The 24,734-nt window shown below is 72.9% G+C and carries 21 protein-coding genes; 11 read left to right on the top strand and 10 right to left on the bottom strand.

Annotation, left to right across the window (positions count from 1 at the left end):
• Window positions 1–145 precede the first annotated feature (145 nt).
• Window positions 146–679, top strand: coding sequence for a 2'-5' RNA ligase family protein (locus IGS69_RS00745; protein WP_190895953.1), 534 nt, complete (start codon window positions 146–148; stop codon window positions 677–679).
• Window positions 680–826: 147 nt separating this feature from the next.
• Window positions 827–2,371: a fused MFS/spermidine synthase gene (locus IGS69_RS00740; RefSeq protein ID WP_190895951.1), complete on the top strand. Its 1,545-nt coding sequence runs from the start codon at window positions 827–829 to the stop codon at window positions 2,369–2,371.
• A gap of 275 nt (window positions 2,372–2,646) precedes the next feature.
• Here IGS69_RS00740 and IGS69_RS00735 read toward each other — a convergent pair whose 3' ends face one another.
• Together IGS69_RS00735 and IGS69_RS00730 are read right to left on the bottom strand one after the other, a co-directional pair.
• Entirely contained in the window at window positions 2,647–3,144 is a 498-nt protein-coding gene (locus IGS69_RS00735; protein ID WP_190895949.1) for a peptidylprolyl isomerase, read from the bottom strand.
• 123 nt (window positions 3,145–3,267) lie between these two features.
• Window positions 3,268–7,101 (bottom strand): CHAT domain-containing protein, encoded by a 3,834-nt coding sequence (locus IGS69_RS00730; RefSeq protein WP_190895947.1) that lies wholly within the window; start codon window positions 7,099–7,101, stop codon window positions 3,268–3,270.
• Window positions 7,102–7,172: 71 nt separating this feature from the next.
• Between IGS69_RS00730 and IGS69_RS00725 the strand changes: the two genes are divergently transcribed.
• The 5 genes from IGS69_RS00725 (at window position 7,173) to yidD (ending at window position 11,555) form a co-directional block, all read left to right on the top strand.
• Window positions 7,173–7,568 carry a hypothetical protein gene (locus IGS69_RS00725; protein WP_190895945.1) on the top strand — a complete coding sequence of 132 codons (396 nt, stop codon included), beginning with the start codon at window positions 7,173–7,175 and terminating at the stop codon, window positions 7,566–7,568.
• Entirely contained in the window at window positions 7,565–8,518 is a 954-nt protein-coding gene (locus IGS69_RS00720) for a hypothetical protein (RefSeq protein WP_190895943.1), read from the top strand. Before IGS69_RS00725 ends, IGS69_RS00720 begins: the two co-directional genes overlap by 4 nt.
• Window positions 8,519–8,699: 181 nt before the next feature.
• The gene (locus tag IGS69_RS00715) at window positions 8,700–9,698 is read left to right on the top strand and encodes an RNA polymerase subunit sigma-70 (RefSeq protein ID WP_190895941.1); all 999 of its coding nucleotides are present in this window, start codon (window positions 8,700–8,702) and stop codon (window positions 9,696–9,698) included.
• A 178-nt stretch (window positions 9,699–9,876) separates the two neighbouring features.
• A complete protein-coding gene (locus tag IGS69_RS00710; RefSeq protein ID WP_190895939.1) occupies window positions 9,877–10,263 on the top strand; it encodes a gas vesicle structural protein GvpA in 387 nt (128 codons plus the stop codon).
• Window positions 10,264–11,117: 854 nt separating this feature from the next.
• Window positions 11,118–11,555, top strand: coding sequence for a membrane protein insertion efficiency factor YidD (gene yidD, locus IGS69_RS34460; RefSeq protein ID WP_232543387.1), 438 nt, complete (start codon window positions 11,118–11,120; stop codon window positions 11,553–11,555).
• A 26-nt stretch (window positions 11,556–11,581) separates the two neighbouring features.
• On the opposite strand, the gene IGS69_RS00700 is transcribed toward yidD, so the two are convergent.
• From IGS69_RS00700 to IGS69_RS00685, 4 genes are all read right to left on the bottom strand, one after another.
• Window positions 11,582–12,604: a DUF2891 domain-containing protein gene (locus tag IGS69_RS00700; protein ID WP_190895937.1), complete on the bottom strand. Its 1,023-nt coding sequence runs from the start codon at window positions 12,602–12,604 to the stop codon at window positions 11,582–11,584.
• Complete coding sequence (gene pcp, locus IGS69_RS00695) at window positions 12,604–13,254, bottom strand: pyroglutamyl-peptidase I (RefSeq protein WP_190895935.1); 651 nt, start codon at window positions 13,252–13,254, stop codon at window positions 12,604–12,606. Before pcp ends, IGS69_RS00700 begins: the two co-directional genes overlap by 1 nt.
• A 73-nt stretch (window positions 13,255–13,327) precedes the next feature.
• Window positions 13,328–14,302 (bottom strand): DUF979 domain-containing protein, encoded by a 975-nt coding sequence (locus IGS69_RS00690; protein ID WP_190895933.1) that lies wholly within the window; start codon window positions 14,300–14,302, stop codon window positions 13,328–13,330.
• Complete coding sequence (locus IGS69_RS00685) at window positions 14,299–15,018, bottom strand: DUF969 domain-containing protein (protein WP_190895930.1); 720 nt, start codon at window positions 15,016–15,018, stop codon at window positions 14,299–14,301. Before IGS69_RS00685 ends, IGS69_RS00690 begins: the two co-directional genes overlap by 4 nt.
• A gap of 192 nt (window positions 15,019–15,210) precedes the next feature.
• Here IGS69_RS00685 and IGS69_RS00680 point away from each other — a divergent pair, with 192 nt between their 5' ends.
• From IGS69_RS00680 to IGS69_RS00665, 4 genes are all read left to right on the top strand, one after another.
• Window positions 15,211–15,963, top strand: coding sequence for a LamB/YcsF family protein (locus IGS69_RS00680; RefSeq protein WP_190895928.1), 753 nt, complete (start codon window positions 15,211–15,213; stop codon window positions 15,961–15,963).
• A complete protein-coding gene (locus IGS69_RS00675) occupies window positions 15,960–16,607 on the top strand; it encodes a 5-oxoprolinase subunit B family protein (RefSeq protein ID WP_190895926.1) in 648 nt (215 codons plus the stop codon). Before IGS69_RS00680 ends, IGS69_RS00675 begins: the two co-directional genes overlap by 4 nt.
• The gene (locus IGS69_RS00670) at window positions 16,604–17,461 is read left to right on the top strand and encodes a 5-oxoprolinase subunit C family protein (RefSeq protein ID WP_190895924.1); all 858 of its coding nucleotides are present in this window, start codon (window positions 16,604–16,606) and stop codon (window positions 17,459–17,461) included. Before IGS69_RS00675 ends, IGS69_RS00670 begins: the two co-directional genes overlap by 4 nt.
• A 447-nt stretch (window positions 17,462–17,908) precedes the next feature.
• Window positions 17,909–19,186, top strand: a complete 1,278-nt coding sequence (locus IGS69_RS00665) for a YeeE/YedE family protein (RefSeq protein ID WP_190895922.1) — start codon at window positions 17,909–17,911, stop codon at window positions 19,184–19,186.
• Between the two features lie 309 nt (window positions 19,187–19,495).
• Here the strand turns inward: IGS69_RS00665 and IGS69_RS00660 are convergent, their stop codons facing one another.
• The 4 genes from IGS69_RS00660 to IGS69_RS00645 all read right to left on the bottom strand — a co-directional run bounded on the left by IGS69_RS00660 (window position 19,496) and on the right by IGS69_RS00645 (window position 24,579).
• A complete protein-coding gene (locus tag IGS69_RS00660; protein WP_190895920.1) occupies window positions 19,496–20,659 on the bottom strand; it encodes a M20 family metallopeptidase in 1,164 nt (387 codons plus the stop codon).
• A 29-nt stretch (window positions 20,660–20,688) separates the two neighbouring features.
• Window positions 20,689–22,002, bottom strand: coding sequence for an MFS transporter (locus IGS69_RS00655; protein WP_190895918.1), 1,314 nt, complete (start codon window positions 22,000–22,002; stop codon window positions 20,689–20,691).
• Entirely contained in the window at window positions 21,999–22,922 is a 924-nt protein-coding gene (locus tag IGS69_RS00650) for a polysaccharide deacetylase family protein (RefSeq protein WP_190895916.1), read from the bottom strand. The genes IGS69_RS00655 and IGS69_RS00650 overlap by 4 nt, the downstream gene beginning before the upstream one ends.
• A gap of 64 nt (window positions 22,923–22,986) precedes the next feature.
• Window positions 22,987–24,579 carry an N-acyl-D-amino-acid deacylase family protein gene (locus IGS69_RS00645; protein ID WP_232543386.1) on the bottom strand — a complete coding sequence of 531 codons (1,593 nt, stop codon included), beginning with the start codon at window positions 24,577–24,579 and terminating at the stop codon, window positions 22,987–22,989.
• Window positions 24,580–24,734: the final 155 nt, after the last annotated feature.

The following is a 24,734-nucleotide window of genomic DNA, read 5'->3' as shown; positions in this document are numbered from 1 at the left end:
GTACAGGCGCGCTGGAGATGCCGCCCGTCGCGGCGGAACCGGATGCGGTCGCCGCCCCGCGTCGCCCGTTCGGGTGCGGCACCTGACCCACCGGATGGCCCCGGTCGGCCGGGACCGTGCCGGTGATCGCCGGTAGGCTGCCGCGGTGCGCACGGTCGAGCTCTTGCTGGACGAGACGGCGGATCAAGCAGTCCGGGAGGCCTGGCGGCGGCTCGCCGACGCGGGGCTGCCCAGCCAGGCGCGTCACCGCTCACCGACCAACAGCCCGCACATCACCCTCGCCGTGTGCCCGGAGTTGACCGCCCCGATCCGGTGGGAGCTCGCCGAGGCGGCCGCCACCCTGCCGCTGCCGGTGCGATGCACCGGCGTGGTCCGCTTCGAGCGGCCCACCACGGTGCTGGCCTGGGCGCTGGACCTGGACTCCGCGCTGGCCCGCCTGCACCGCCGCGTGTGGGACGCGGTGGCCTCGGACAGCCCGCCCGGGACCCTCAACCCCCTCCACGAACCGGGTCGCTGGGCCCCGCACATCACCCTCGGCCGGACCCGGCGAGCCGGCGCTTTCGCCGACCGGCGGATCCCCGAGCTGCTTCCGGCGCCGCCGCTGTCCATCCAACTCACGACCCTGCGCAGCTACGACACCAGCACCGGCAGCCTGGAGGTACTGAACGCCCGCCCCTGAACTCCTGACCGAGGAGCCGCTCGGATGGCCGGCGTACGCCTCCCTGGCGCCGACACCCGATCCACGTCCGCCGACCGCAAGTCACACCGCGGGGCGGGCAGATGAGGGCTCGGACGGTGCCGTTCCGTCTGTGAGCTGCGTGCAAGAATGTCGCCCGTGACCGAATCGTCTTCGTCGCCCGCCCCTGAGCGCACACAGGGCCGTGCCGGTCTGGGGCCCCGGGCCGCCGCACTGCTGGTGTTCGGCTCCTCGGCAGCGGTTCTGGTGGTCGAGATCGTCGCTCTGCGGCTGCTCGCTCCCTACCTCGGCCTGACCCTCGAGACCAGCACCATGGTGATCGGCATCGCGCTCACCGCCATCGCCTTCGGCTCCTGGCTGGGCGGCCACATGGCGGACCAGGTCGATCCCCGTCGGCTCATCGGCCCTTCGCTCGGAGTGTCCGGAGCGGTCGTGGCGCTCACCCCGTCCGTGCTGCGCACCACCGCGGAGTGGGCACCGGCGGTGCTCCTGGTGATCGCGTCCCTGACCATCCTGGTGCCGGGCGCGCTGCTCTCCGCGGTGACACCGTTCGTCACGAAGCTGCGGCTCACCAACCTGGCGGAGACCGGTACGGTGGTCGGCCGCCTGTCCGGTGTGGGTACCGTCGGCGCCATCGTCGGCACCGTGCTCACCGGCTTCGTCCTCGTCTCGAGATTGCCGGTCAGCGGGATACTGCTCGGCCTCGGAGCCCTGCTGGTGGCGGGTGGGGCGTGGGTCGAGTGGCGAACACGCGGATGGAGCGGCACCCCTGCCCTGACGCTGATGGTCCTGGCCGGCGGCCTCGGTGTCACCGTCGCGCCCGGGGGCTGCGATGTGGAGACCAAGTATCACTGCGCACGGGTCGTCGCGGACTCCGACGGGGGCAAGGGCCGCACGCTCGTCCTGGACGGGCTGCGGCACTCCTACGTCGACATCGACGACCCGGCCCATCTGAAGTTCGCGTACGTGCGCGCCATCGCGTCGGCGGTGGATGCCGCGTTTCCGCAAGGCGAAGCGCTGACCGCTCATCACATCGGCGGCGGCGGACTCACCTTGCCCCGCTACCTCGCGGCCACGCGGCCCGGAACGAGCAGCCTCGTCTCCGAGATCGACGGCGGTGTCGCGGGCATCAACCGTGAGCAACTCGGACTGCCGGCGCAGGCCGGTATCGGCCTGCGCGTCGAGGACGGCCGACTGGGCCTGCGGCGCCTGGACACCGGCAGCCGTGACCTCGTCGTCGGCGACGCCTTCGGGGGTGTGAGCGTGCCGTGGCACCTCACCACGGTGGAAGCGGTGACCGACGTACGGCGGGTGCTCAACGAGGACGGTCTGTACGTGGTCAACCTCATCGATCACGGTGGTATGGACTTCGCACGGGCCGAACTGGCCACCCTGGGAGCGACCTTCGAGCACGTCGCCGTCCTCGGCGAACCCGCCGACATCGGCCAGGGCCCACCTGCCGACTCCGTCGGCGGCAACCTGGTGGCGCTCGCCTCCGACCGGCCGGTCGACCTTCGCGCGGTACGGAGAAACCTGGACGCCCGGCACACCGGCTGGAGGATCACCACCGGCGCGGACCTCGACTCCTGGACCGGCGACGCCCCCCTGCTCACCGACGATCACGCGCCCGTGGACCAACTCCTGCAGCCCTACGGTCCGCAGACCGGCCGGTGACACGAGGCCCGGGCCGGTTCGAGCGGTCAGGACAGCCTGCCGGGGCGGCTGACTTGGCTTGATCGCACAGCCCGCCGGCCGTCGGTGTCCGCTCCGCAGACAACCCACAGACATCCCTCCCCCATCCTACGTGACGAACCTCGAGCCGCTCCCCGACAGGCCGGTGGTGACGGGGACGGTGCTCGACAGGCCGTAGGCACGAGGTACGAGGGTTGGTGAGCGCCCTGTCGTGCGGGGTCCGGCATGCCCGGGCCCCCGCACGCGGCGACGTCTCGTCAGAGAGTGCCGGAGTCGGCGATGGTGATCTTGGCCTTGGTACGGCCGGACTGCGAGCCGTAGCTCTCGATCTTGCGGACGACCTCCATGCTGCTCTCGTCGGCGACCTCACCGAAGACGACGTGCTTGCCGTCGAGCCACGACGTCACGATCGTGGTGATGAAGAACTGCGAGCCGTTGGTGTTCGGGCCGGCGTTGGCCATGGAGAGCTGACCCGGCTTGGTGTGCTTCAGCGTGAAGTTCTCGTCGGCGAACTTCTCGCCGTAGATGCTCTTGCCGCCCGTGCCGTCGCCGCGGGTGAAGTCACCGCCCTGGAGCATGAATTCCGGGATGACACGGTGGAAGGACGAGCCCTTGTAGCCGAAGCCCTTCTCGCCGGTCGCGAGCGCGCGGAAGTTCTCCACGGTCTTGGGGGCGACGTCGTCGAACAGGTTCATGTTGATCCGGCCGGCCGGAACGTCGTCGATGGTGATGTCAAAGAAAACCTTGATAGTCATGCCCCCATCCTGTCATCTGCCACCCTCAGCAGCGTCACGAGCATCTCGAATGCGGCCCTGCCCCGCTGGTACGGCGGCCCGAGCGGCGCGCCCCGCCCGACCCGGCGGCACACCGGGACGAGATCAGACTCCGGTGTGGACGTGCGCGGCCCAGCGGGTGGGCGTCGCGGGGTAGCGGTCGCGGAGGTCCCGGAGGGCGTCGGTGAGGGCTTGGGCCCCGGGCAGGCCGGCGGCGCGACGGGCGTGGAAGGCCTCGGCCACCGCCTCCGCCGCCGCGTCGGTGACCGGCCAGAGGGTGCCGACGACCTGGCGGTATCCGCAGAGCTGAAAGGCCGCGGTGATGTGTACGAACTCGTCCGCTAACCGGTGGGCTGTGACACCGGTGCTGCACGCGGACAGATGGGCCAGGTCGGCCTCGCCCAGGCGGAGGCCCGCGAGCACGGCGACGGTCAGCGGACGCTCGCGGTGATCGGCGAGGAGCAGCCGGCTGCCCGACGGGTCGATCGGGTCGGTCAGACCGTGGCAGACGAAGTGCGCGGTGCCGTGCCGGGGGAGGGCGTCGAGCACGGACTGCGCGGTGGCGGCCGGGCCGGCGAGCACGGTGACGGGCCCGGCGGGCCGCAGAAGCTCGGCGACACGGGCAGCCTCCTTCTCGGCGTGGCCGAGGGGTTCCGCGCCCGGGGTTTGCGGCAGGGCCACGACCAGCGTTCCCGCGGCCGGGGACGCGGGAGGGCGGGTCCGGGCCTGGGCGAGAACGCGCAGCGTGGAGGTGCTGGAGGAGACCGTCCGGTCGAGGAGCGTGGCGCGGCGCCGGCCCGCGGGCGGGGGAGAGCGGTGCAGTCCGGCCGCGTGCAGGGGCAGCGAGGCGAGGAACCCTACCGGGCACCACCACAGGCGAGGCCGGGGGCGGTCCGCCGCACCGTCGACGCCGAGGTGGTCGAGCACGGGGGCGGCGACGGCGTCCCAGAGCCATTCGAGCATGTCGTGGAGCTCACTCTGGGCGTGTTCCTGGGCGCCGAAGGCGGCGAAGGGGTCGTCGCCGGGCTCGCGGAGGGCGGCGAGCGCATCCTGGAGCCGTTGCGCACGGGCGGCCGCGTCCTCGGCGATCAGGCCGGGCAGCGGGACGACGGTGACCGGTGCCGTGGGCGGTGCGGCAGGGTCGACGATGAGGGCGTCGGAGCGCCAGGCGCTGCTGTAGACCAGCACGACCGGGCCCTCTCCCGCCGCGTCCCGCAGCTCGTCGATCGTCGGCCCGTCCAGGAATCCGGCGTTCCCCAGCGCGCGGATACGGGCGAGCAGGTGCGTCCAGCGGACGCCGTGCCGTAGCCGCTCCTCGGCCGAGCCGTCGAACCCGGTCGGCACGGCAGAGCGCAACTCCTCGAACTCCGCGGCGAGTTCGGGCTGCTCGCGGCGCAGGTCCGCAAGTGCGGTGTCGGGGGTGCCGAGGGCGTCGGCGGCGAGGACGCCGCGGGCGCGTTCCAGGAGTTCGACGGCCCGTGCGGGATGGCCGGCCGCGACGGCGGCGGCCGCCGTGGAGGAGGCCAGCCCGGCGGTCTCCCGGAGCGTGAACTGCCGGTCCCGGCGGGCCAGTTCCTGCGGGGCGACGAGCGGAAGCAGTCCGACGGCCGTCCCGAAGGCGTCGAGCGCGGCTTCGGCGTCCCCGCGGTCCATGGCCCAGTTGCCGGCCCGGGCCGCGGCGGCGAGCCGTGCGGCGGGCCGGGCCGTGGTGATCGCGGCTGCCTGCCGGAAGGCTTCCTCGGCCTCCGCGGCGGCCTCGGCGGCGCGCTCGGTGTCGCCCTCCGCCCGCGCCTCGCGGTGGTCCACGGCGCGGACCAGAGCGAGCGTCAGCAGGAACTCGACACGGTCCGGATGCTGCTCGGGCACGGCGGCGGCCGCCTCGCGGGCCAGCGCCGCGGCCTGCGCGAGCGCGTCGGGCTCGCGTGTCTCCAGCGCCGCCCCGGCCCGGTGGTGGGCCTGCAGGCATTCGGCGAGTGCGATGCGCACCATGGGCCCGTTCGTGGCGTCGAGCGGAATCCCCGCGACGGCCTCGCGCAGCAGGGCGAGGGCGAGCTCGAGCAGGGCCGGATGAGGTTCTGGCCCTGCGCACAGGCCCAGGACGGCGTGGCCGGCCCGGGCGACGAGGGACGGCTTGAGGGGATGGTCGTCGGGGCAGGTCTGCCGGCCCTGCAGACAGCAGCTGACGCCCTCCGACATCCGCTCGACGTACGCGTCCTCGTCGGTCAGCCGGTCCGCCCCGCGCACCAGCACCTCGCCGAGATGGGCCAGCGCCACGGCGCGCCCCACACCCGACGGGGGCGAGGCGGCCACCACCTGGCGGGCGTAGGTCTCGGCGTCCCTGAGCGCGTCCAGGTCGCGGCGGCGCTGGTACAGCTGGAAGAGTCCCTGGCTCAACTCGGAGAGCCACGTGAGCTGTTCACCGGCCGTGAGGTCGGGGTCCGGGCCGTCGGGGCCGCCGTCGAGTTCCCGCAGCAGCTCGATGCCCTCGGCGAGCGCGGCGAGGTCCCCGGTCTCGTCGTACCGCCCCAGCAGCGTCCCGGCGAGCGCCCGCCGCGCGCGGCGCGACCGGGACCCGGGCGCCTCGGCCCGTACGCGTTGCCGCGCCTCCTCGACGGGGTCGGCGGGGTTGGCGGGGCCCTCGGGGTCTGTGGGGCCGGCGGGGTCCTGTCCGACCGTGTGGGCCAGTCGCTCGGCCTCTCGCAGCAGCCCGACGGCGTCGCGGTACGAGGCGTGGCCGGGCGGGGCGAGGCGGACCGCTTCCTCGGCGGACGCCAGGGTCTCCGCGACGAGCCCCGTGTCCCCGCCCGCCCGTTCCTGCCCGGCGAGGTCGAGCAGGCAGCGGGTGAGCAGCAGCCGGCGGGAGATCCGGTTCGGGTCGTTGGCGGCGGACCCCGCGACCGAGGCACGCAGCGCGTCGGCGGACCGGCGCAGCAGCCGGAGGTCGCGGGTCTCCTTGTAGAGGTTGCGCAGGTCCTTGCCGTAGTTGTTGAGGATCGCGGCCCGCTGCGGCTCCGCGTCGGGCACGGTGCGAGCGGCCTCCGCGCCGAAATCCACGGCGGAGCGCAGGACGGCCGGGTCCGCGGAGCGGTCGTACAGCGCCGAGTACAGGTTCTGGACGTGGCAGAGGCGCACCGCGCGCAGGGGGTCGTGCACGGGCGTGAGGTTCAGCGCCACGACGCTGACCTCCAGGCTCTCCTTGAGGGCCGCCTCGTCGCCGGTGCGGCGGAACGCGTCGAGGAGCAGCGAGCCGTGGTTGAACATGACGAGCGGCCGCTGCGGATCGTGCTCGGCGCAGAGCCGGGCGGCCTCCTCGCTGTAGCCGCGCGCCGCCTGCAGGACGTGGAGTTCGCCGGTGCGGGCCAGTTCGTGCTGGAGGGCGACGCCCAGCGAGGTCCGGGCGCGGACGCTGCGGGAGCGCTGCTCCTCGGGCAGGATCGCGAACAACCCCGGGGTGGCGTCCACCAGTTCACGAAGCAGGACGATGGCCGTGCGGAGGGTCGCCGGGTCGCGGAGCGAGCGGTAGCGCTCGACGGCGAACGCGGCGTGGTCGTAGAGCGCCTCCAGCCGCTGGTCGGGGTCGCGGGCGATCCTGGCGAGGCCCTTCGGCAGCCGCGGCAGTCGTCGTACGCCGGCCCGGATGCCGGGCGGTACGAGCGCGGGCGCGAGGGCGTCGAGCCAGGCCGACAGCTCCAGGGCCCGCTTCCGCAGGACGCGTGCGCCGGCCGGCGACTGCGGGGCGGCCAGGTGGAGCTGCCAGCTCGCGACGGCGACGGTCCGGGCCATGTCGGCCTCGGGCGGCGGATGGTCCAGCAGCGCCTGGTCGGTGAGCAGCAGCAGGCCCGGGGTCGTGGGGTCGAGGAGCGGCCCGACGTCGCCGGTGTCCTCGAAGTGGCTGACCCGCGCGCGCAGTTCGGCGTAAAGACTCAGCTCGACAGCCACTCGACGCTCCCGTCCCCCGGTCGGCCACCGTCTGCCATTCTCTGCCATGACGACCTTGGACGGGAGGGCGCATGCACGACCTGGCGGATCGACTCGACCGGCTGTGCCGACTGCTCGGCGGGGGCGAACTGGCCCGCCGGGCACGGGAGTACGGGGTCGCGGAGCACTTGGAGCGGGTGCTGGGCGCGGTGCGCGACGGGACCGACCCGGAGCGGGTACGCGCCGATCTCGAAGCGCTGGACGAGGGATTCGCCCGGCACGGCATCGACGGCCTGACCACCCGGACCCGGGCCTACCCACGGCTGTCGGGGACCGTCGGGCATCCGGTGCTGCGGGGCTGGGTGTGCCCGGCGACGCACCGCTGCTCCCGGTTCACCCAGCACGACACCGGGACGCCGGGCGGGGACGCCGGGCCCGTGTGCGAGGCGCTGGGGACGCCGCTGGTCTGGGTGGAGATCGAGCTGTGAACGCCTTCCTCGGAGAACTCGGCCGGAAGCTGGCCGAACGCTGGGTAGCGCTGCTCCTGCTGCCGGGCGCGCTGTACGTGGCCGTGGTGACGGCCGCGTCGGTGCTCGGCCAGGGGCGGGCGCTGGACCTGCGCGGGCTGAGCTCCTGGATCGACGGCCTCGCAGCGGCGCGGGGCGCCGGTCAGGTCGGGATCGTGGTCCTGGTGGCGGCCGGCGCACTGACGGCTGCCACCGGCGCGGGTCTCTGCGCGGCGGCACTCGGCGAGGGCGTGGGGCTGCTGTGGGTGGTGGAGGGGCGGCGCGGCCCGGGGCGGTGGCTGGCCGAGCGGCGCCGGGAGCGGTGGCGGCGGGCCTACGCGGAGGTCCTCGCGGCGCGCCGGGCGGTGGCGCTGAGCGCCGTACCCCCGCACGGCGCGGACCCCGAGGCGCGCGCGGCGCTGCGGGCGTCGCTGGACCGCTGCCGCCGGATCTGTCCGGTGCCGGCCGACCGTCCGACATGGATCGGGGACCGGCTGCGGGCGGTGGACCTGCGGGTCCACCACGCGTACCGGGTCGACATGGAGGCGCTCTGGCCGAGACTGTGGCTGGCGCTGCCGGACCCGGCGCGCACCGAGCTGACGGACGCGTACGCCGCGTACCGGGCGAACGCCCGGCTGACGGGCTGGGGCCTGATGTACCTGCTGGTGGCGCTGTGGTGGTGGCCCGCCGCGCTCGTCGCCGCCGTCACGCTCGCCACGGCATGGATCCGCGCGCGGGGCGCGGCGCAGGCGCTCGCCGACCTGGTGGAGGGGGCGGTCGACCTGTACGGGCGCGAGGTGGCGACGGCGCTCGGGGTACTGCCGGACGGCGACGGCCTGGACCGCGCGTCGGGCGACGCGGTGAGCGCCTTGCTGCGCAAGGACGGGGCGCTGCACCCGGAACCGACCGATCCGCCCGCTGGCCCGCTGTAGCAGCGTGGTGCAGCATCGCGACATGAGGCCGGTGCAGGCCGGTGCAGGCCGGTGCAGGCCGGTCTCGGGATGAGAAGGCGCCCCGCCCCGCCGACCGCCCCCTGGTGATGAGTTTTCGCGCCCGCACCCGTCACACATACGTCGGGACACGTCGAGCACGACGAGGCGGAGGGATGACGTGATGAGTGCGGACACGCGGCTGGAGGAACTGGACGTGAGCGGTCTGGGCGAGATCGGCGAGCAGGCGTTCTCGGGCCTGGCGGAGCGGCACCGGCGGGAGCTGCACGTGCACTGCTACCGGATGCTCGGGTCGTTCGAGGATGCCGAGGACACCGTGCAGGAGACGTTCCTGCGTGCCTGGCGGCGGCGGGAGACCTTCGAGGGGCGCTCGACGTTCCGGGCCTGGCTGTACCGGATCGCCACCAACGCCTGCCTGGACCTGCTCGGCAAGGTCCGCCCGGAGCCCGCCACCGGCGGCGAGGTGCTGTGGCTGCAGCCCTACCCGGACCGGCTGCTCGACGAGCTGCCCGCGGGCGACGCGGACGAGCCGGAGACGGTCGCCGTCGCGCGGGAGACGATCGAGCTGGCGTACGTGGTGGCGGTCCAGCACCTCGCGCCGCGCCCGCGGGCCGTGCTGATCCTGCGGGACGTGCTCGGCTGGCCTGCGAAGGACGTCGCCGAGTGCCTGGGCGACTCCGTCAACTCCGTGAACAGCGCGTTGCAGCGGGCCCGCGCCGGCCTGCGGGAGCACCTGCCCGCCGAGCGGCAGGACTGGAGCGGCGGCGCTCAGGACGCCGGGACGCGCGAGCTGGTGCGGCGCTACACCGACGCCAGCGTGGCCACGGACATCGACCGGCTCACCACCATGCTGCGTGAGGACGTCCGCTGCTCCATGCCGCCCACGCCGGGCCTGTACACCGGCCGCGACGCGGTGGTGAACGACTGGATCACGAGCGGTTTCGAAGGCATGAAGGGCCTGCGCGCCGTCCCCACCTCCGTGAACCGGCAGCCCGCCCTCGCCTTCTACCTCTGGCGGAAACAGCAGGGCGCGTACCTGCCGCTGACGATCGACGTCCTGCGCGTGACCGGCGGGCTGATCACGGAGATCATCACCTTCCACGACGACCGCTTCGAGCGGCTGGGCCTTCCGGAGCGCCTGCCGGCGGAGGGCACGGAGTAGTCCCTGCTTCGGCAGGTCGTTGTTCCCGCTGTGCGACCACCTGGTCCGGTCCCTCGTACTTCGTACGTGCGTTTGATGTGACGCATAGGGGTCATCCGCATCCCAAGCCTGCCTCCCAAACGGGGCGGCGCCGACAGCACATGCGGGGACTCGAAGCGGGCGACGAGGGGTGAACGCGATGACCGTCGCGACACAGCAGGGTGGCGGGGGCGGTTCCAGCGGCCTCTACGACGTTCTTGAGCTCATTCTCGACCGCGGGCTGGTGATCGACGCGTTTGTGCGCGTCTCCCTCGTCGGTATCGAGATCCTCAAGATCGACATACGGATCGTGGTGGCCAGCGTGGACACCTACCTGCGCTTCGCCGAGGCGTGCAACCGTCTCGATCTGGAGGCGGGGCCGCGCAAGCCGGCCGGGCTCACGGAGCTCGCGGGGAAGGTCACCGAGTCCGGTGCCCGGGGCAAGACCAAGGGAGTCCTGTCCGGCGCTGCGGAGACCATCGCGGACGCCTTCCAGCAGACCCGGGACGAAGGCCGGGATCGTCAGGCGGGACGCGGCCGCTCGTAGGGCAGCGCAACCCGGGTCCATCCATCCGGGCACGCTTCGACTCACGGCGAGCAGTGACCTGTTGCCAGGCCTGCGGCACGAACCTTTGCGGCATGGGGGAGACTTGGGCCTCCCCGCCGGTGCGACCGTGTCCGACCGATGCTGCCCGCCGTCGGGGCCTCTCGACGACACAATCGAGGACGACTCATCGCCGCCGGACAGTTGGCATACGGCGGGCGGAGAGTCCTCATGATGAGGGACTCCAGCTGTGGCCAGGAAGAAGAAGAACAGACGCCCCGCGGGCGAGTATCAGCTGCCGCCGCACGTTGACAGGGCCCGCCAGGCGGTGACCAGAGCAGCGGGATGGAAGCCCCCTCCGCAGCCCCCACAACGCCGCGTGATCCTGGCCGGACTCGGCATGTCGCTGCTCTGCGCGGGGATGACTGCGCTCCTCTGGCTACCACCGCGCTCTCTGGTAGGGGACCTGCGGTCCAGGGGTGTCACTTCCGCTGCCACCGTCGTGGGAGTGGACTCGAACCCGAAGTACGTCAAGGTGCGCTTCGTGAGCGGCCCTCGGATGGGAACCGAGGCCAAGCTCTGGGACTACGCCGGTATGTATCCCGAGGCGCATCCTGAGGAGGCCATGCTCGTCACGTACGACCCCGAGGAGCCGTCCCGGGCCCTCTCCCGCGGTTGGGTGGAGGACCCGCCGGTGAATCTGCCGGCATTCGGCACCTCCGCGCTCACCTTGGTATGCCTGAGCCTCACAACGGCAGCGACGATCCGCCGTGTCCGCGTACTGCGGTTCCTGGCCCGGAGCCGCCCCCCGGCCTCTCATATGATCTGTCGACCGTGAAACGGGGAGGACGGACATCGTGGCGCGAAGCGAGAAGCACGGCCGGAGAAAGGGAACGGACGGTGAGGAGGACGAAGGATGCTGCGCGGGGGCGCTCGACACGCTGGCCCACCCGTGCTGCTGCGGTGGCGTGTCGCAAGCGGCCATGCTGCTCGCCGTCCTCCGCCCCTCACTCACCACCGCCGGCCACGGAGCTGACCCCGCCGCGCCCCCTCCGGACGGGCGGGTGTCCGCTTCGATGTACCGGGCCGTACGCCACTACCGTGTCGAGATCAGCCCGACCCGGCCGGCCTGCTGCCCGTACACCCCGACCTGCTCCACCTATGCGGTGCAGGCGCTCCACCGCCACGGCGCCGTGCGCGGCGGCCGGCTGATCCTGGCCCGTCTGCTGCGCTGCCGGCCGGGTGCTGCCCGCCGTCGGGGCTTCCAGGACCCGGTGCCGCCGGGCCGTGGCTGACCGCCACCCCCGTATCCGCCTGCTCGTCAGGCCGCCCGGTGATCATGTCCCGGATCAAGGGCCAACGCGGCGAAGGAGGCCAGCCAGTGATCCGTGGTGAAGTCGCCGCGTCGCACCGCGGGCAGGCCCGCGGTGAGGTGGGCTTCGGCCGCCTCGGCCAGACGCGTGCGGACCGGACCGTCCGGCAGCGCAGCGGCGATCGAGCGCAGCGCCGCGGCCCTGCTGAGGGTGAGGCCCAGCAGATGGCCGATCTGCGGGTCGGCGTGGTCGGAGACCACGGGCACCTCCAGCAGCGGGCAGGAGGCGCCGGAGCGCAGCGCGGGCAGAAAGCGGTCGAGCCACTGCGCGAACCGCTCCCTCTCCAGCACCCTGCGCATCGCGTCGGCCTCGGTCAGTGCCGGGGACAGGAAGTCCTGCCCCGACGGTTCCCAGTGCGCGGGCGCGTCGTGGTCGTCGGCGAACCACGCCAGCAGACGTTCCCGTACGGCCTCCGTGGTCGCCGTGGACACTTCCCCCGCGTCGAGCACCAGCCCCAGGGCGAAGGCACTGTTGGGATGGTTGCCGTGGCGTACGGGATACGTGGCCTTCGGCAGCCAGTCGGCCAGCAGTCGGTCGACGGCGGCGACCCCCGGTGCCAGGGCCTCGGCCCAGCGGGCGCCCGCCGCGCCCCCGTACGCCCGGCACTCGGCGGCGAGCGCGACCAGCCAGGCCCAGCCGTACGGCCGCTCGAAGGAGGGCCGGTCGAGGAGGTAGGCGGCTTCGACGGCGACGTTCTCCGGCGTGAGGTGCCGGTCGAGTACGCCGATGACCGGCGCGGTCTGCGTGAACGCGGCCGTTCCCCCGTGGCGGCGCAGCAGACGGACGAGCAGCCAGTGCATATGGACCGAGGAGTGCCAGTCGTAGGCACCGTAGAAGGCTGGATGCAGGGCGCTCGGCTGGAGTTGCTCCTTCGGCGACGTCACCAGGTGGGCGGGGAAGTTGGGGTACTCCCGCGTGATGTTCGCGAGGGCGAGCCGGGCGAAGTCGGCCGCATACGCGGTGAGCGGCATCAGTGGGTGGCTCCCTCGGTGACCTTCAGGTCCTGACCCGCGGGAACGTTGACGGCGGCGGTCAGCAGGGCGCGCACTCCGTGGGCGACCGTGGCGGGCTCCAGAGCCGGGGCGGTGCCGTCGGTGACCTGCTGCGGCGTCCAGGGGACGTGCACGAAACCGCCGCGGATGCCCGGGAATTCGGTGGCGATGAGGTGGCCGAGGCCGTAGGTGACGTGGTTGCAGACGTATGTGCCGGCGGTGTTGGAGACGGCGGCCGGGACACCGGCTTCGCGCATGGCGGCGACGCAGGCCTTCACGGGCAGGCTGGAGAAGTACGCGGCGGGACCCCCCGGGACGACCGGTTCGTCGATGGGCTGGTTGCCCGCGTTGTCGGGGATGCGCGCGTCGTCGACGTTGATGCCGACGCGTTCGACGGTGACGCCGGGGCGGCCGCCTGCCTGGCCCAGGCAGAGCACCAGGTCGGGGGTCGACGCACGGATGGCGTCGCGCAGCGCGTCGATGGACTTGCCGAAGACGCAGGGGAGTTCGGTCGCGGTGACCGTGAGTCCGGCGGGCGGCTCGGCGGCCACGAGGGAGGCCGCCTGCCAGGACGGGTTCACGCTCTCGCCGTCGAAGGGGGCGAAGCCGGTGATGAGCACGCGGGTCATGGCGCTTCCTTTACGGGTGGGAGGGCTCGGGGGCCGGAGCAGGGCGCGCCCGAGGCCGAGGGGTGGCTGTGGCTCAGAAGGCGAAGATCGCCATGATCACGGTGCAGCAGACGAGGAGCGCGAGCGCCGTCGGAATCTGCGCCTTGATCGGTCCGTACTGGTCCTTCAGCTCGAGCAGCGTGGCGGGGACGATGTTGAAGTTGGCGGCCATCGGCGTGCAGAGCGTGCCGCAGAAACCGGCCAGCATGCCGATCGCGAGGATGGCCGGCGCGTTTCCGTTCATCTGCTCGATGAGGACGGGCCAGCCGATCGCCGCGGTCATCACGGGGAACGCGGCGAAGGCGTTGCCCACGATCACGGTGAACAGGAACATGCCGAGGCAGTACGCGATCACGGCGAGGTACTTCGAGTTCTCCGGCAGGACATCGTTCACGATCTTGCCGACCTGCGTGCCGACGCCGGCCAGCGCGAAGATCGAGCCGAGCACCGCCAGGAGCTGGGGGAGCAGCAGGGCGGAGCCCATCGCCTCCAGCATGGAGCGGCCCGAGTGGACCGGGACGGAGACCTTCTTCTCGCCGGTGACCAGCATGCCGACCACGAGCGCGACGACGCACCCGAGGCCGAGCCCGAGGAGCGTGGCCTTGCCCGTCTCGAACAGGCCGGACTCGTCGAGCACGGAGGCGCAGACGATGGCGACGAACGGGATCGTCAGAGCAGGGATGAAGATCTTGCTGCCGAGCCGGGCCGCGGAGGCCTCGCGCTGCTCGACGGTGGTGGTGACCGGGACGCCCTTGCCGAGGAAGTTGAACCCGGCGAGCACGATCAGGGCGAGGACCCCGACGCCGAGCGGTTCGGCGGGCAGTCTCCAGGCGGCCGTGCCCGGCGCGACGGTGGCGACCCCGGTGCCGTAGGGGAAGGTGAGCCCGAGCAGGCCCCAGAACGCGGCGGAGGTCCACCGCTTGGGGTTGGTGCGGTCGGCCGCCATCTGCACGGCCATGACGATGAAGACGAGGCCCACCAGCCAGTAGAGCCATTCGACCTTGATCACTTGTCGGCCCCCTTCGGAAGCGGCAGGTCGTGCTCGGCGGAGGCGAGCGCCATCTCGCGCTCCAGCTGCTTGTCCAGGAGCAGCAGCCGGGCACCGTGGATGACGAAGGCGCAAACGGCGAGCGGGACCGCCCACAGGGCCAGCTCGGTCGGTTCGATCTCCTGCCCGTACGTCGAGTTCACGAAGCCGGTGATCAGGAGGATGGAGCCGATCGCGATGAAGCAGTCCTCGCCGAAGAAGAGGCCCACGGTGTCGGACGACGACGCGTAGGAACGGACCTTCTCGCGCAGGCGGTCGGGCAGCGTGGCACCGGTCCTGCGCTCGGCGGCGGCCTCGGCCATGGGCGCGACGAGCGGCCGCACGGTCTGCGCGGGACCGCCGATGTTGTTGAGGCCGAAGGCCGCGGTGACCTGGCGGACGAGCAGGTAGACCGCCAGGAAGCGGCCGGCGCTGAGCCTGCCGAGACGGCCGATGAGCGTACGGGCCTGCTCGCGCAGGCCGTAGCGCTCAAGGAGGCCGATCACCGGGAGGACGATGGCGAAGACGGTCACCGAGCGGCTGTCGGCGAAGGACCGGCCGAAGGCCGCGAGGACCTCGAGCGGGTTCATCTTGCCGAGCAGACCGGTGACGATACCGGCGACGCCGACCACTAGGGCGGGATTGCGGCGCGTGACGAATCCGAGGATCACAACGACCACACCGAGAAGAACGATCATGCGGTGGCCTTCTTCAGGCGTAAGGCGCAGGGCACCAGAGGCGGCACGGATCCGGAGACTCGGGTCCGTGGGAGATACACGGACCTTAGGTGATCGTTCAACGATGGAACAAGAGGAAATCTCACACCGTTCTCGAGGGGCGGCCAATTTGCCCCCTTGTCGGATCGTTCAACAATCGTTTACGTTTCGGACGTGATCGATCTCAACGCAGACCTCGGTGAAGGCTTCGGCCGGTGGACCCTCACCGACGACGACGCCCTCCTCCACGTCATCACCAGCGCCAACGTCGCCTGCGGCTTCCACGCCGGCGACCCATCGGTGATGCGCCGCGTCTGCGACCTCGCCGCCGAGCGCGGAGTACGGATCGGGGCGCAGGTGTCCTACCGCGACCTGGCCGGCTTCGGGCGGCGCGCCATGGACGTACCCGCCGACGAGCTGGCTGCCGAACTGGCGTACCAGATCGGGGCGCTGCGGGTCTTCGCCGAGGCCGCCGGGGCCCAGGTGGCGTACGTCAAGCCGCACGGCGCGCTCTACAACCGCACCGTCCACGACGCCGAGCAGGCCGCCGCCGTCGTGGCGGGTGTGAAACTGGCGGGCGGGTCGCTGCCCGTGCTCGGCCTGCCCGGCTCACGGCTGCTCGCCGCCGCCGAGGACGCGGGGCTCACCGGTGTACCGGAGGCCTTCGCGGACCGCGCCTACACTCCCGAGGGCACGCTCGTGCCGCGCCGCGAGGCGAACGCGGTGGTGACCGACGAGGACGCCGTCGTACAGCGCGCGCTGGCGTTCGGCGTGGACGGTGCGATCGAGGCCGTGGACGGTACGACCGTCGCGGTCGCCGCCCGCTCGCTGTGCGTGCACGGCGACACCCCGGGCGCGGCCCGGATAGCCGCCCGGGTGCGCGAGGCACTGGAGAAGGCCGGGGTCGAGGTCGGGGCATTCGCATGACGGACGGCCGGCTTCTGGACGTGCGCCCCGCCGGGCGGCACGCGCTGCTCATCGAACTGCCGGACGCCGAGCGCACCGGAGACCTCCTGGCCGAACTGCTGCGGCGACGCGCGGCGGGGACCCTGCCGCCGGTCGAGGAGATCGTGCCGGGGGCCCGGACCGTACTCCTGGACGGCGTGAGGGACCCGGAGGACTTGGCCCGCCGGCTCGCCGACTGGGACGTGCCGTCCCGGGCCGCGGACGACGGGGGAGTCGTGGAGATTCCCGTGCGCTACGACGGGCCGGACCTGGCCGATGTGGCCGCCCAGTGGGGGATCGGCGCCGACGAGGTCGCCGCCCGGCACTCCTCGCACATGTACCGCGTCGCCTTCTGCGGCTTCGCGCCCGGGTTCGGCTACCTCACCGGACTGCCCGCGGAACTGCACGTCCCGCGCCGCGACACGCCCCGCACCCGGGTTCCGGCCGGGGCGCTGGCGCTCGCGGGTCCCTACAGCGCGGTGTACCCGCGTGCCACCCCCGGCGGCTGGCAGCTGATCGGCACCATGCCGGACCCGGCACCGCTGTGGGACCTCACACGGGATCAGCCGGCGCTTCTCACGCCGGGAACGCGGGTGCGATTTGTCACAGAGGACGGTGCGGCATGACCCCCAAGCTCACCGTCGTACGCTCCGGGGCCCTGACCACGGTGCAGGACTCGGGCCGGCGCGGCCACGCCCATCTGGGCGTCCCGCGCTCCGGCGCCATGGACGCGCCCGCGATGAGACTCGCCAACCGTCTGCTGGGCAACGCCCCCGATGCCGCCGTCCTGGAGACCACCCTGACCGGCTGCGCCCTGCGGCCCGACGGCACCGTCACGGTCGTGGTCGGCGGTGCGCCCTGCCCGGTGACGGTCGACGGCCGGCCGGTGCCGTGGGGCGCGCCGGTACGGGTGCCCGCGGGCGCGGTTCTGAACGCGGGCGCGGTGACCGCGGGCGTGCGCTCGTATCTGGCCGTCGCCGGTGGCATCGCGGCCGAACCGGTCCTCGGAAGCCGTTCGACGGACCTCCTCTCCGGGCTCGGCCCGTCGCCCCTGTGCGACGGGGACGTGCTCCCGCTGGGCGCCCCCGCCCGGCAGCCGGCGCTTCCCGGCGGCGCCCCCTGGCCGGCGCCGCCCGCCGAACTCACCCTGCCGCTGCGGCTCGGCCCCCGCGCCGACTGGTTCACCCCCGCGGCGCTGCGCACCCTCACCTCGGCGACGTACCGCGTGTCCCCGCACAGCAACCGCATCGGCCTGCGCACCGAAGGGCCGCCGCTGGAGCGCGCGTCGACGGGCGAGCTGCCCAGCGAGGGCATGGTTCTCGGCGCGGTCCAGGTGCCCCCGGACGGGCGCCCGGTGGTGTTCCTGCACGACCACCCGACGACGGGCGGCTACCCGGTGATCGGGGTCGTCGCGGAAACCGCCCTGGCGTCGGCGGCCCAGGCCGCCGTGGGGACGCCGGTGCGCTTCACGCCGGGATGACGTGGCCGGACGGCTCGGCTGCTGCGCATGCCGGCCGTATGCGGTGGCGGCGGCCGGCTCCCGGCGCGCCGCTGTCGCCTGGGTGTCCCGGGCCCGCCCCTGGAGAGGGACATCCCCGTCTGTGCGGGCCCCTCCCCGGCCGGACCCCGGGAGGCCGAGTGCTCGGTGTGTGGTACACGCAACAGTTCACATGGTGAGATTCGGGTCCGGATTGTTGAACTTTGATCATATCGTGGAGTCATGTCCGCACCCGCCCGGCTTCTGTGCCTCGCCCTGATGGCGAACTCGGCGTGGTGCGTCGACGACGGCCTCTGTCGCCGCTGAGCCCGGACCGGCCGGTTTCCCGTGCCGCGCGCCGCCGCCCGGGGCCGCGGCACCGCGCGCCCCGGCCTTCCCGTCGACGTCGTCGTGCCCCACCCCGACTCGTACACCGTTCGGAGTCCCCCCGTGACCATCGCCCCGCCCGCCCAGGCGGCGAAGACCGCCGCACTGCTGTCCCCGTCACCCACCTCCGTCCCGCAGCCGCCGGCACCCGCCGCGCCGCCGGTGCGCCGCGCTCCGCTCGCGGTGTCCGGACTGCTCGCCGCGGCACTGACCGCCTATGTGTGGTCCGCCCATGGGGCCAAGCCCGGGGTCCTGATGCTGCTCGGCCTCGGCCTGGGGATCGCCCTGTTCCACTCCCGCTTCGGCTTCACCTCCGCCTGGCGGCAGTTGGTCGCCGTCGGCAACGGCACCGGTCTGCGGGCCCACACTCTGCTGCTCGGCACCACGGCGACGCTGTTCGCCCTCCTCATCGGCACGGGCACCGGACTGTTCGGATCCGTGCCGACGCCGTCGGCCGGGCCCCTGGGTGTGGGACTGCTGATCGGCTCGTTCGTCTTCGCCGTCGGCATGCAGCTCGGCGGCGCGTGCGCCTCCGGCACCCTCTTCGCGGTCGGCTCGGGGCAGACGTCGATCCTGCTCACCCTCGGCGGTTTCATCGGCGGTGCGACCCTGGCCGCCTGGCAGTTCGACCTGTGGAAGGACCTGCCCGCGCTGAAGCCGGTCGTCATGGCCGACCACATCGGCTGGTTCGGCTCGTGGGCGGTGACGATCCTCGTGCTCGCCGCCATCGTCGTGGTCAGCCGTCGTGTCCAGGCCCGCCGCAACCCGCCGCCCATCGGCGCCGTGCCCTCCGCGCGCGGTGCCGCCCGCGTGCTGCGCGGTTCCTGGCCGCTGGCCGTCGGCGCCTTGGCGCTGGCCGTGCTGGGCGCCGGCGTGCTTCTCGTCTCCGGCGGCGCGTGGGGCATCACCAGTGCCTTCAGCCTGTGGGGATCGGAGCTGGTGGGAGCGCTCGGCGGTCACCCCGAGAGGTGGAGCTGGTGGCAGCAGCCCGGAAACAAGGAGATGCTCGCCGGGCCCGTCCTCGCGGACAAGACCAGCCTCACCGACATCGGCATCATGATCGGCGCGGCGGTCGCCGCGGCGCTCGGCGGCACGTGGGCGCTGCACCGCGGCGTGCCGTGGCGTACGGCAGCCGCGGCGGTGCTGGGCGGAGTGCTGATGGGCATCGGTGCCCGGCTGGCGGGCGGCTGCAACATCGGCGCGTATCTCGCGGGCATCGGCTCCGGCAGTCTGCACGGCTGGGTCTGGGGAGCCACCGCCCTGCTGGGCACCTGGGCCGGACTGAAGCTGCGGCCGCTGTTCGCGCTGGGCAACCCCAAGCCGGGCGACGGCGTCTGCTGAAGGGCGGCCGCCGCAGCGTTCTTCCCACCCCCTTCCACGGCCTCAGTCGCCTGCCCCCGCGCGTGGGGCCATGGCCGCAAGACCCGTAGGAGAAGCGGCAGCCAGAGCCGCGGGGCCGGGACGTGGCCACCGGCGGCCGTTCTCCGCGACCGCGAGGGTGAGGTGGGCGGGCGATGTGCCGGCCGCCCACCGATGCGGTCAGAGGCCCCCGCTCCGTGAGGGTGAGCGGGGGCCTCTGACCGCATCCGGGTGCTGTAACCCTGCTCCATGACGACCGCTGGAACTCAAGGCTTCAGCGGGGGCCGGTCGTCACCGCGTCACGGTCAGCGCGTGGAGCAGTGCGGCGGCCAGCGCCGTGCGTTCGGTCATCCCCGCGAGGCTGATGTGCTCGCCCCGGGCGTGGGCCCCGTCGCCCACGGCGCCGAAGCCGTCGAGCACCGGCACACCGAGTGCGGCGACGAAGTTGCCGTCGCTGGCCCCGCCGACCTCACACTCCGCGAGATCCACACCGATGTCCGCAGCCAGGCCACGGGCCAGTGCGAACAGCCTTGCCGTGCCCTCGGAGCGCTCCATCACCGGCCGGTTCCACTCGCCGCTGACAGTGACGGTCGCCCGGGGGTCCGCGGGCGCCAGGACGGCGAGCGCCGCGTCGATCCGGTCCGCCTCGGCCCGGGTACGCACCCGGACATCCAGGTGCCCGACCGCCGAGCCCGCCGTGACATTGGTCCGCGTCCCGCCGTTCACGACACCGACGTTGACCGTGGTGCCGGCCTCGTGGTCGGTGAGGCCGTGCAGCTTCAGGACGAGACGGGCGAGCTCGTCGACGGCGCTGACCCCGCGCCTCGGGTCCAGGCCCGCGTGAGCCTCGACGCCGGTGACGTCGACGCGGAAGATGCCGACGCCCTTGCGCGCGGTCTTCAGCGCGCCCGCCGCGCTCGCCTCGAAGACCAGGGCGGCCCTGGCTCCTTCGGCGGCCGCCTCGATGACCGGCCGGGAGACCGGGCTGCCGATCTCCTCGTCCCCGTTGAGGACCAGCCGGATCGGCGGCCTGGACAGACCCGCCTCGGCGAGGACGCGCAGCGCCCACACCGCCTGCACCAGGCCCGCCTTCATGTCGAAGACGCCGGGACCGGTGGCCCGGTCGCCGTCGACGCCGAACGGCCAGCCGGCGAGCGTGCCCTTGGGCCACACCGTGTCGTAGTGGGCCAGGACGAGCACGGGCGCGGTGCCCTCGCCCGGGTAGTCGTACACCCGTACGTCGCCGTACTCGCCCCCGTCGGTGGCGCTGACCGCGGTGGGTTCGCCGAGCCGTTCGCGCAGCCAGGCGTCGATACGGGCCAGCCCGGCCTCCAGGAGGGGCCTGTCGTCGCTGGGCGTCTCCAGCTCTACGTAACGGGCCAGGTCCTGAAGCATCTCGCCGCGGTACTTCGCCACCCGCTCCAGCAGGGCGGCGGTGTCCGAGTGGGGCGCCATGGGTGTCTCTCTCCGATCGTGGCCAGGGGTCATGCGATCTGCCGGTCCTTGGTCTCCGGCATGGTGCTGTAGACGGCCGCGCCGATGAGGGCGGCCGCCGCCACATAGACCCAGACCAGGTCTCTGTGGCCGTTCGTGCTCATCCATGTGGTCACGTACGGGGCCGTGCCGCCGAACAGGGCGACGGACAAGGCGTACGGCAGACCGATGCCGGTGGTGCGGACCTCCGGCGGGAACTGCTCCGCCATGACGACCGCGCAGTTGGCCGAGTAGCCGATCATCAGCACCAGGCCGACGATCTCGATGAGGAGCAGCCCCCAGAAGCTGTTGGCCAGGAAGTGGAAGGCGGGCCAGGCGAAGAGGAGCATGCCGACGGCGAACGCGGTCATGGTCGGCTTGCGGCCGATCCGGTCGGACAGCAGCCCGCCGAACGGCAGCAGGACGATGAAGACGGCCATCGCCACGGTGTTGGCGAGCAGCGCCTGGTTGAGCGGGATGCCGGTCGTCACATGGGCGTAGGACGGCAGGTAGCTGACCCACACGTAGTAGACGAGGGTGCCGGCGATGGTGATCCCGGCGACCCGGAGAGCGGCGCCCGGGTGGTCGCGGACCATGGCCACCACCGGGTTCCTGCGCTGGCGTTGCCGGGCCTCGGACCGGATGAACGACTCGGTCTCGGGCACCGAGTGGCGCAGCCACAGCCCGACGAGGCCGAGCGCGGCGCCGATGGCGAACGCCAGACGCCAGCCCCAGCTGTGCAGGGCGCCGTCGTCGAGGGTGGAGGTCAGCACGGTGCCGAGGAACGAGGCGATCAGCGCGCCCGCGCCCACCGAGACCTGCTGCCAGGACCCGGCGAACGCGCGCCGCCCCTTGGCGGCGGACTCCACCAGGAAGGCGGAGGACGATCCGAACTCGCCGCCCGCGGAGAAGCCCTGGACCAGTCGGGCGAGGACCAGCACGACCGGGGCCGCGACGCCGACAGCCGTATAGGTCGGGCAGACCGCGATCACGAGGGAGGACCCGGCCATCAGGGCGATGGTGAGGGTCATGCCCTTCTTACGGCCGTGGCGGTCGCTGTACGCGCCGAGCACGGCACCGCCGATCGGGCGCATGACGAAGCCGACGGCGAAGACGGCGAGGGTGGCGAGCAGGGCCGCAGACCCGTTTCCCGGGGGGAAGAACCGGTCGGCGAAGATCGGCGCGAACGTCGCGTAGACGGCCCAGTCGACCCACTCGACGGTGTTGCCGACGGCGCCGGCCACGATCGCCTTGCGCTGCGAGCGGCTGAGCCTGTGTTCGTCCTGCTGGGGCGGGTCGCCGGGTCTGCTGTCGGTGACGGTCACGGGGTCTTCTCCTGTGGTGCGGTGCCGGCCGCCTGGTTCAGGACGTACTCGGCGATCTGTGCGTGGGTGGCGTACCAGACGTCGGAGCGCGCGGAGATGTGCTCCAGCAGTTCGGACAGGATCGCCATGCGCGAGCGGTGGCCGATGATGTGCGGATGCATGGTGAGCTGGAACAGGCCGCCTTCGGCGTACGCCTGGTCGAACTCGTCCTTCCAGATGGACAGCACCCCGCGCGGTGGCGTGTACGGCCGCAGGGAGCCGAAGCGCTCCATCATGAAGTACGGGGCGTCGTCGCGGATCCACTCCACCGGGATCTCGACCACGCCGGTGGGCTCGCCGTCGGAGAGCAGTTCGTAGGGCTCGTCGTCCGCCATCAGCGACGAGTCGTACACCAGTCCCAGCTCCCGGGTGATGGCCAGGGTGTGCGGGGAGAAGTCCCAGGAGGGCGTACGGATGCCCACCGGCCGGGTGCCGGTGAGCCGCTCCAGGGTGTCGGCGGCGCGCAGGGCGAGGTCCCGCTCGGCTTCGGCGGGGATCTGGGTATTGCGCTCGTGGATCCAGCCGTGCAGGGCGACCTCGTGGCCCTGCTCCACGTAGGAGGCGGCCTCGCCCTCGTGCAGCAGCGCGGAGACGGCGGGGATGAAGAAGGAGGCGGGCGCCCGGTGCCGCTGGAGCAGCCGCAGGATGCGCGGGACGCCGACGCGTGCGCCGTACTCGCCCTGGGCGAGCTTGCCCGGCAGGGTCTCGGCATCGCGCAGCGGGATGGTCTCGTGGTCGGAGTCGAAGGACAGTGCCACGGCCACCCGGGCGCCGCCCGGCCATGTGCTCGGGCTCAGCGAGCGGCCGGCGCGGACGCGGTCGACGTGACCGCGCCAGGTCGGCTCGTCCCACTGCCAGGGCGGGGGAGTCTGTTCGGACATGGCGTACCTTCCGGACGTTCGGTGCTTGAGTCGGGGGGAGGGGGGATCGCGGATCGCGGCCGGGTCAGGCCGCGGGTGTGAGACGGCGGCCGCGGCGGGGGCCGGTGTACGTCCGGCCGTCGACCACCATGGCGCCCTCCTGCATCACCCAGGCGATGCCGCTCGGCGGGCGGACCGGGTCGCGGTAGTCGCACTCGTGGTCGATCGTCTGCGGATCGAAGGCCACCAGGTCGGCGATCAGGCCCTTGGTGACGGAGCCGCGCTCGGGGATGCGGAAGACCTTGGCCGGCAGTGAGGTCATCCGGCGCACGGCCTCGCCGAGCGGGAGAATGTGGTGCCGCCGCACGTACTCCGCCAGCACCCGGGGGAAGGTGCCGAACAGCCGGGGGTGGGGCTTGCCGCCATTGCCGGGGGGCAGGCCGTCGGAGCCGACCATGGTGTCGGCATCGGCGAAGGCGGTGCGGACGTCCTGCTCGTCCATGGAGAACAGCACCATGGTGACGTGCAGTTCCTCCTCGCGGAGGATGCGGATGAAGGTGTCGAGCGGCAACTCGCCCGCCGCGCGGGCCAGTTCTGCGACGGTGTGGCCCTCGTAGCGGTGGCTGGCGGTGGTGGAGACCAGGATGCCGTCCCAGCCGGCGCCGTGCAGGTGGCTGTCCCAGCCGGGCAGGCCGGACTCCATCATCACGGCCAGCCGGCGGCGCTGTTCGGCCGATGCCAGCCGGGCCAGCACACCCTCGTCGCCGTCGGCGAGGAAGGGCGGCGGAAGCAGCGCGGTGAGCATCGTGGCGCCGGCCGTGTAGGGGTAGATGTCCTTTGTGAGGGACAGCCCGGACTCCGCGTGCTGGTGGATGCGGTCCAGCGCGGCCGGCATCCGGCCCCAGTTGCTGCGGCCGTTGGACTTCAGGTGGGAGATGTGAACCCGGCATCCGCCTTCGGTGCCGATCCGGGCGCTTTCGTCGATCGAGGTGAGCAACGAGGCACCCTCACCGCGCATATGGGTGGTGTAGAGGCCGTCGGCGCCCAGGTGCCGGGCCAGGGCGACGAGTTCGTCGGTCTCGCTGAAGACCGCCGGCGGGTACACGAGTCCGCTGGACATGCCGAAAGCGCCGCCCTCCAGCGCGAGGTCGAGCTCGCGGCCCATCAGGCGCAGTTCGTCGGCGTCCGGCGTGCGGTCGGCCATGCCGAGCACGGCGATGCGCAGGGTCCCGTGCCCGACCAGCGGGGCCCAGTTGGTCACATGGCCGTGCGCGTCCGCGATCCGGGTGAACTCGGCCCACGTGGACCACGCGAACTCCATGGGCGGGAAGATCCGCTGGGTGAACGAGGCGAACGCCGCCACGGAGTCCGCGCGGGTCGGCGCGAGCGAGAACCCGCAGTTGCCGGTGACCTCGGTCGTGACGCCCTGAAGGATCTTGGAGGTCTCGTCCTGGGGCAGCAGCGCCGCGTTGTCGGCGTGGGAGTGGACGTCGATGAACCCGGGGGCGATCACGAGGCCGGAGGCGTCCACCGTGGGGATGTCACCGGCCGCGACGGCCCCCGGGGCCTCGACGGCGGCGATCCGGCCCGCCCGGATCAGGACATCCGCACGCACGGGCTCGCGCCCGCTGCCGTCGGCCACGGTTCCGCCGCGGATCAGCATCTCGTTGGGTGGCACGTCGGGGCTCCTCCTGGCAGGACCGGCGGTGGCACTGGCAATGGCCCCGTCCGGGCCGGCCGCCCGGTGTCCGGGCCGTCACCGGCGGGCGGGGACGCCGGGCACCGGCAGGGACCCGGCCCACGGATCGGACTCGCCGGGGCGTCGGTGCCCTG

Source organism: Streptomyces tuirus (assembly GCF_014701095.1).
Taxonomy (GTDB): domain Bacteria; phylum Actinomycetota; class Actinomycetes; order Streptomycetales; family Streptomycetaceae; genus Streptomyces; species Streptomyces tuirus.
This window is presented reverse-complemented; position numbering and strand designations above follow the sequence as displayed.

Bases quoted from the DNA above. Each gene is read 5' to 3' on its own strand.
- IGS69_RS00650 (WP_190895916.1), bottom strand. From the start codon at position 22,922: ATGTCCGAACAGACTCCCCCGCCCTGGCAGTGGGACGAGCCGACCTGG.
- IGS69_RS00735 (WP_190895949.1), bottom strand. From the start codon at position 3,144: ATGACTATCAAGGTTTTCTTTGACATCACCATCGACGACGTTCCGGCC.
- IGS69_RS00670 (WP_190895924.1), top strand. From the start codon at position 16,604: ATGACCCCCAAGCTCACCGTCGTACGCTCCGGGGCCCTGACCACGGTG.
- IGS69_RS00715 (WP_190895941.1), top strand. From the start codon at position 8,700: ATGAGTGCGGACACGCGGCTGGAGGAACTGGACGTGAGCGGTCTGGGC.
- IGS69_RS00660 (WP_190895920.1), bottom strand. From the start codon at position 20,659: ATGGCGCCCCACTCGGACACCGCCGCCCTGCTGGAGCGGGTGGCGAAG.
- IGS69_RS00710 (WP_190895939.1), top strand. From the start codon at position 9,877: ATGACCGTCGCGACACAGCAGGGTGGCGGGGGCGGTTCCAGCGGCCTC.
- IGS69_RS00740 (WP_190895951.1), top strand. From the start codon at position 827: ATGTCGCCCGTGACCGAATCGTCTTCGTCGCCCGCCCCTGAGCGCACA.
- IGS69_RS00700 (WP_190895937.1), bottom strand. From the start codon at position 12,604: ATGCCGCTCACCGCGTATGCGGCCGACTTCGCCCGGCTCGCCCTCGCG.
- IGS69_RS00675 (WP_190895926.1), top strand. From the start codon at position 15,960: ATGACGGACGGCCGGCTTCTGGACGTGCGCCCCGCCGGGCGGCACGCG.
- IGS69_RS00685 (WP_190895930.1), bottom strand. From the start codon at position 15,018: ATGATCGTTCTTCTCGGTGTGGTCGTTGTGATCCTCGGATTCGTCACG.
- IGS69_RS00725 (WP_190895945.1), top strand. From the start codon at position 7,173: ATGCACGACCTGGCGGATCGACTCGACCGGCTGTGCCGACTGCTCGGC.
- pcp (WP_190895935.1), bottom strand. From the start codon at position 13,254: ATGACCCGCGTGCTCATCACCGGCTTCGCCCCCTTCGACGGCGAGAGC.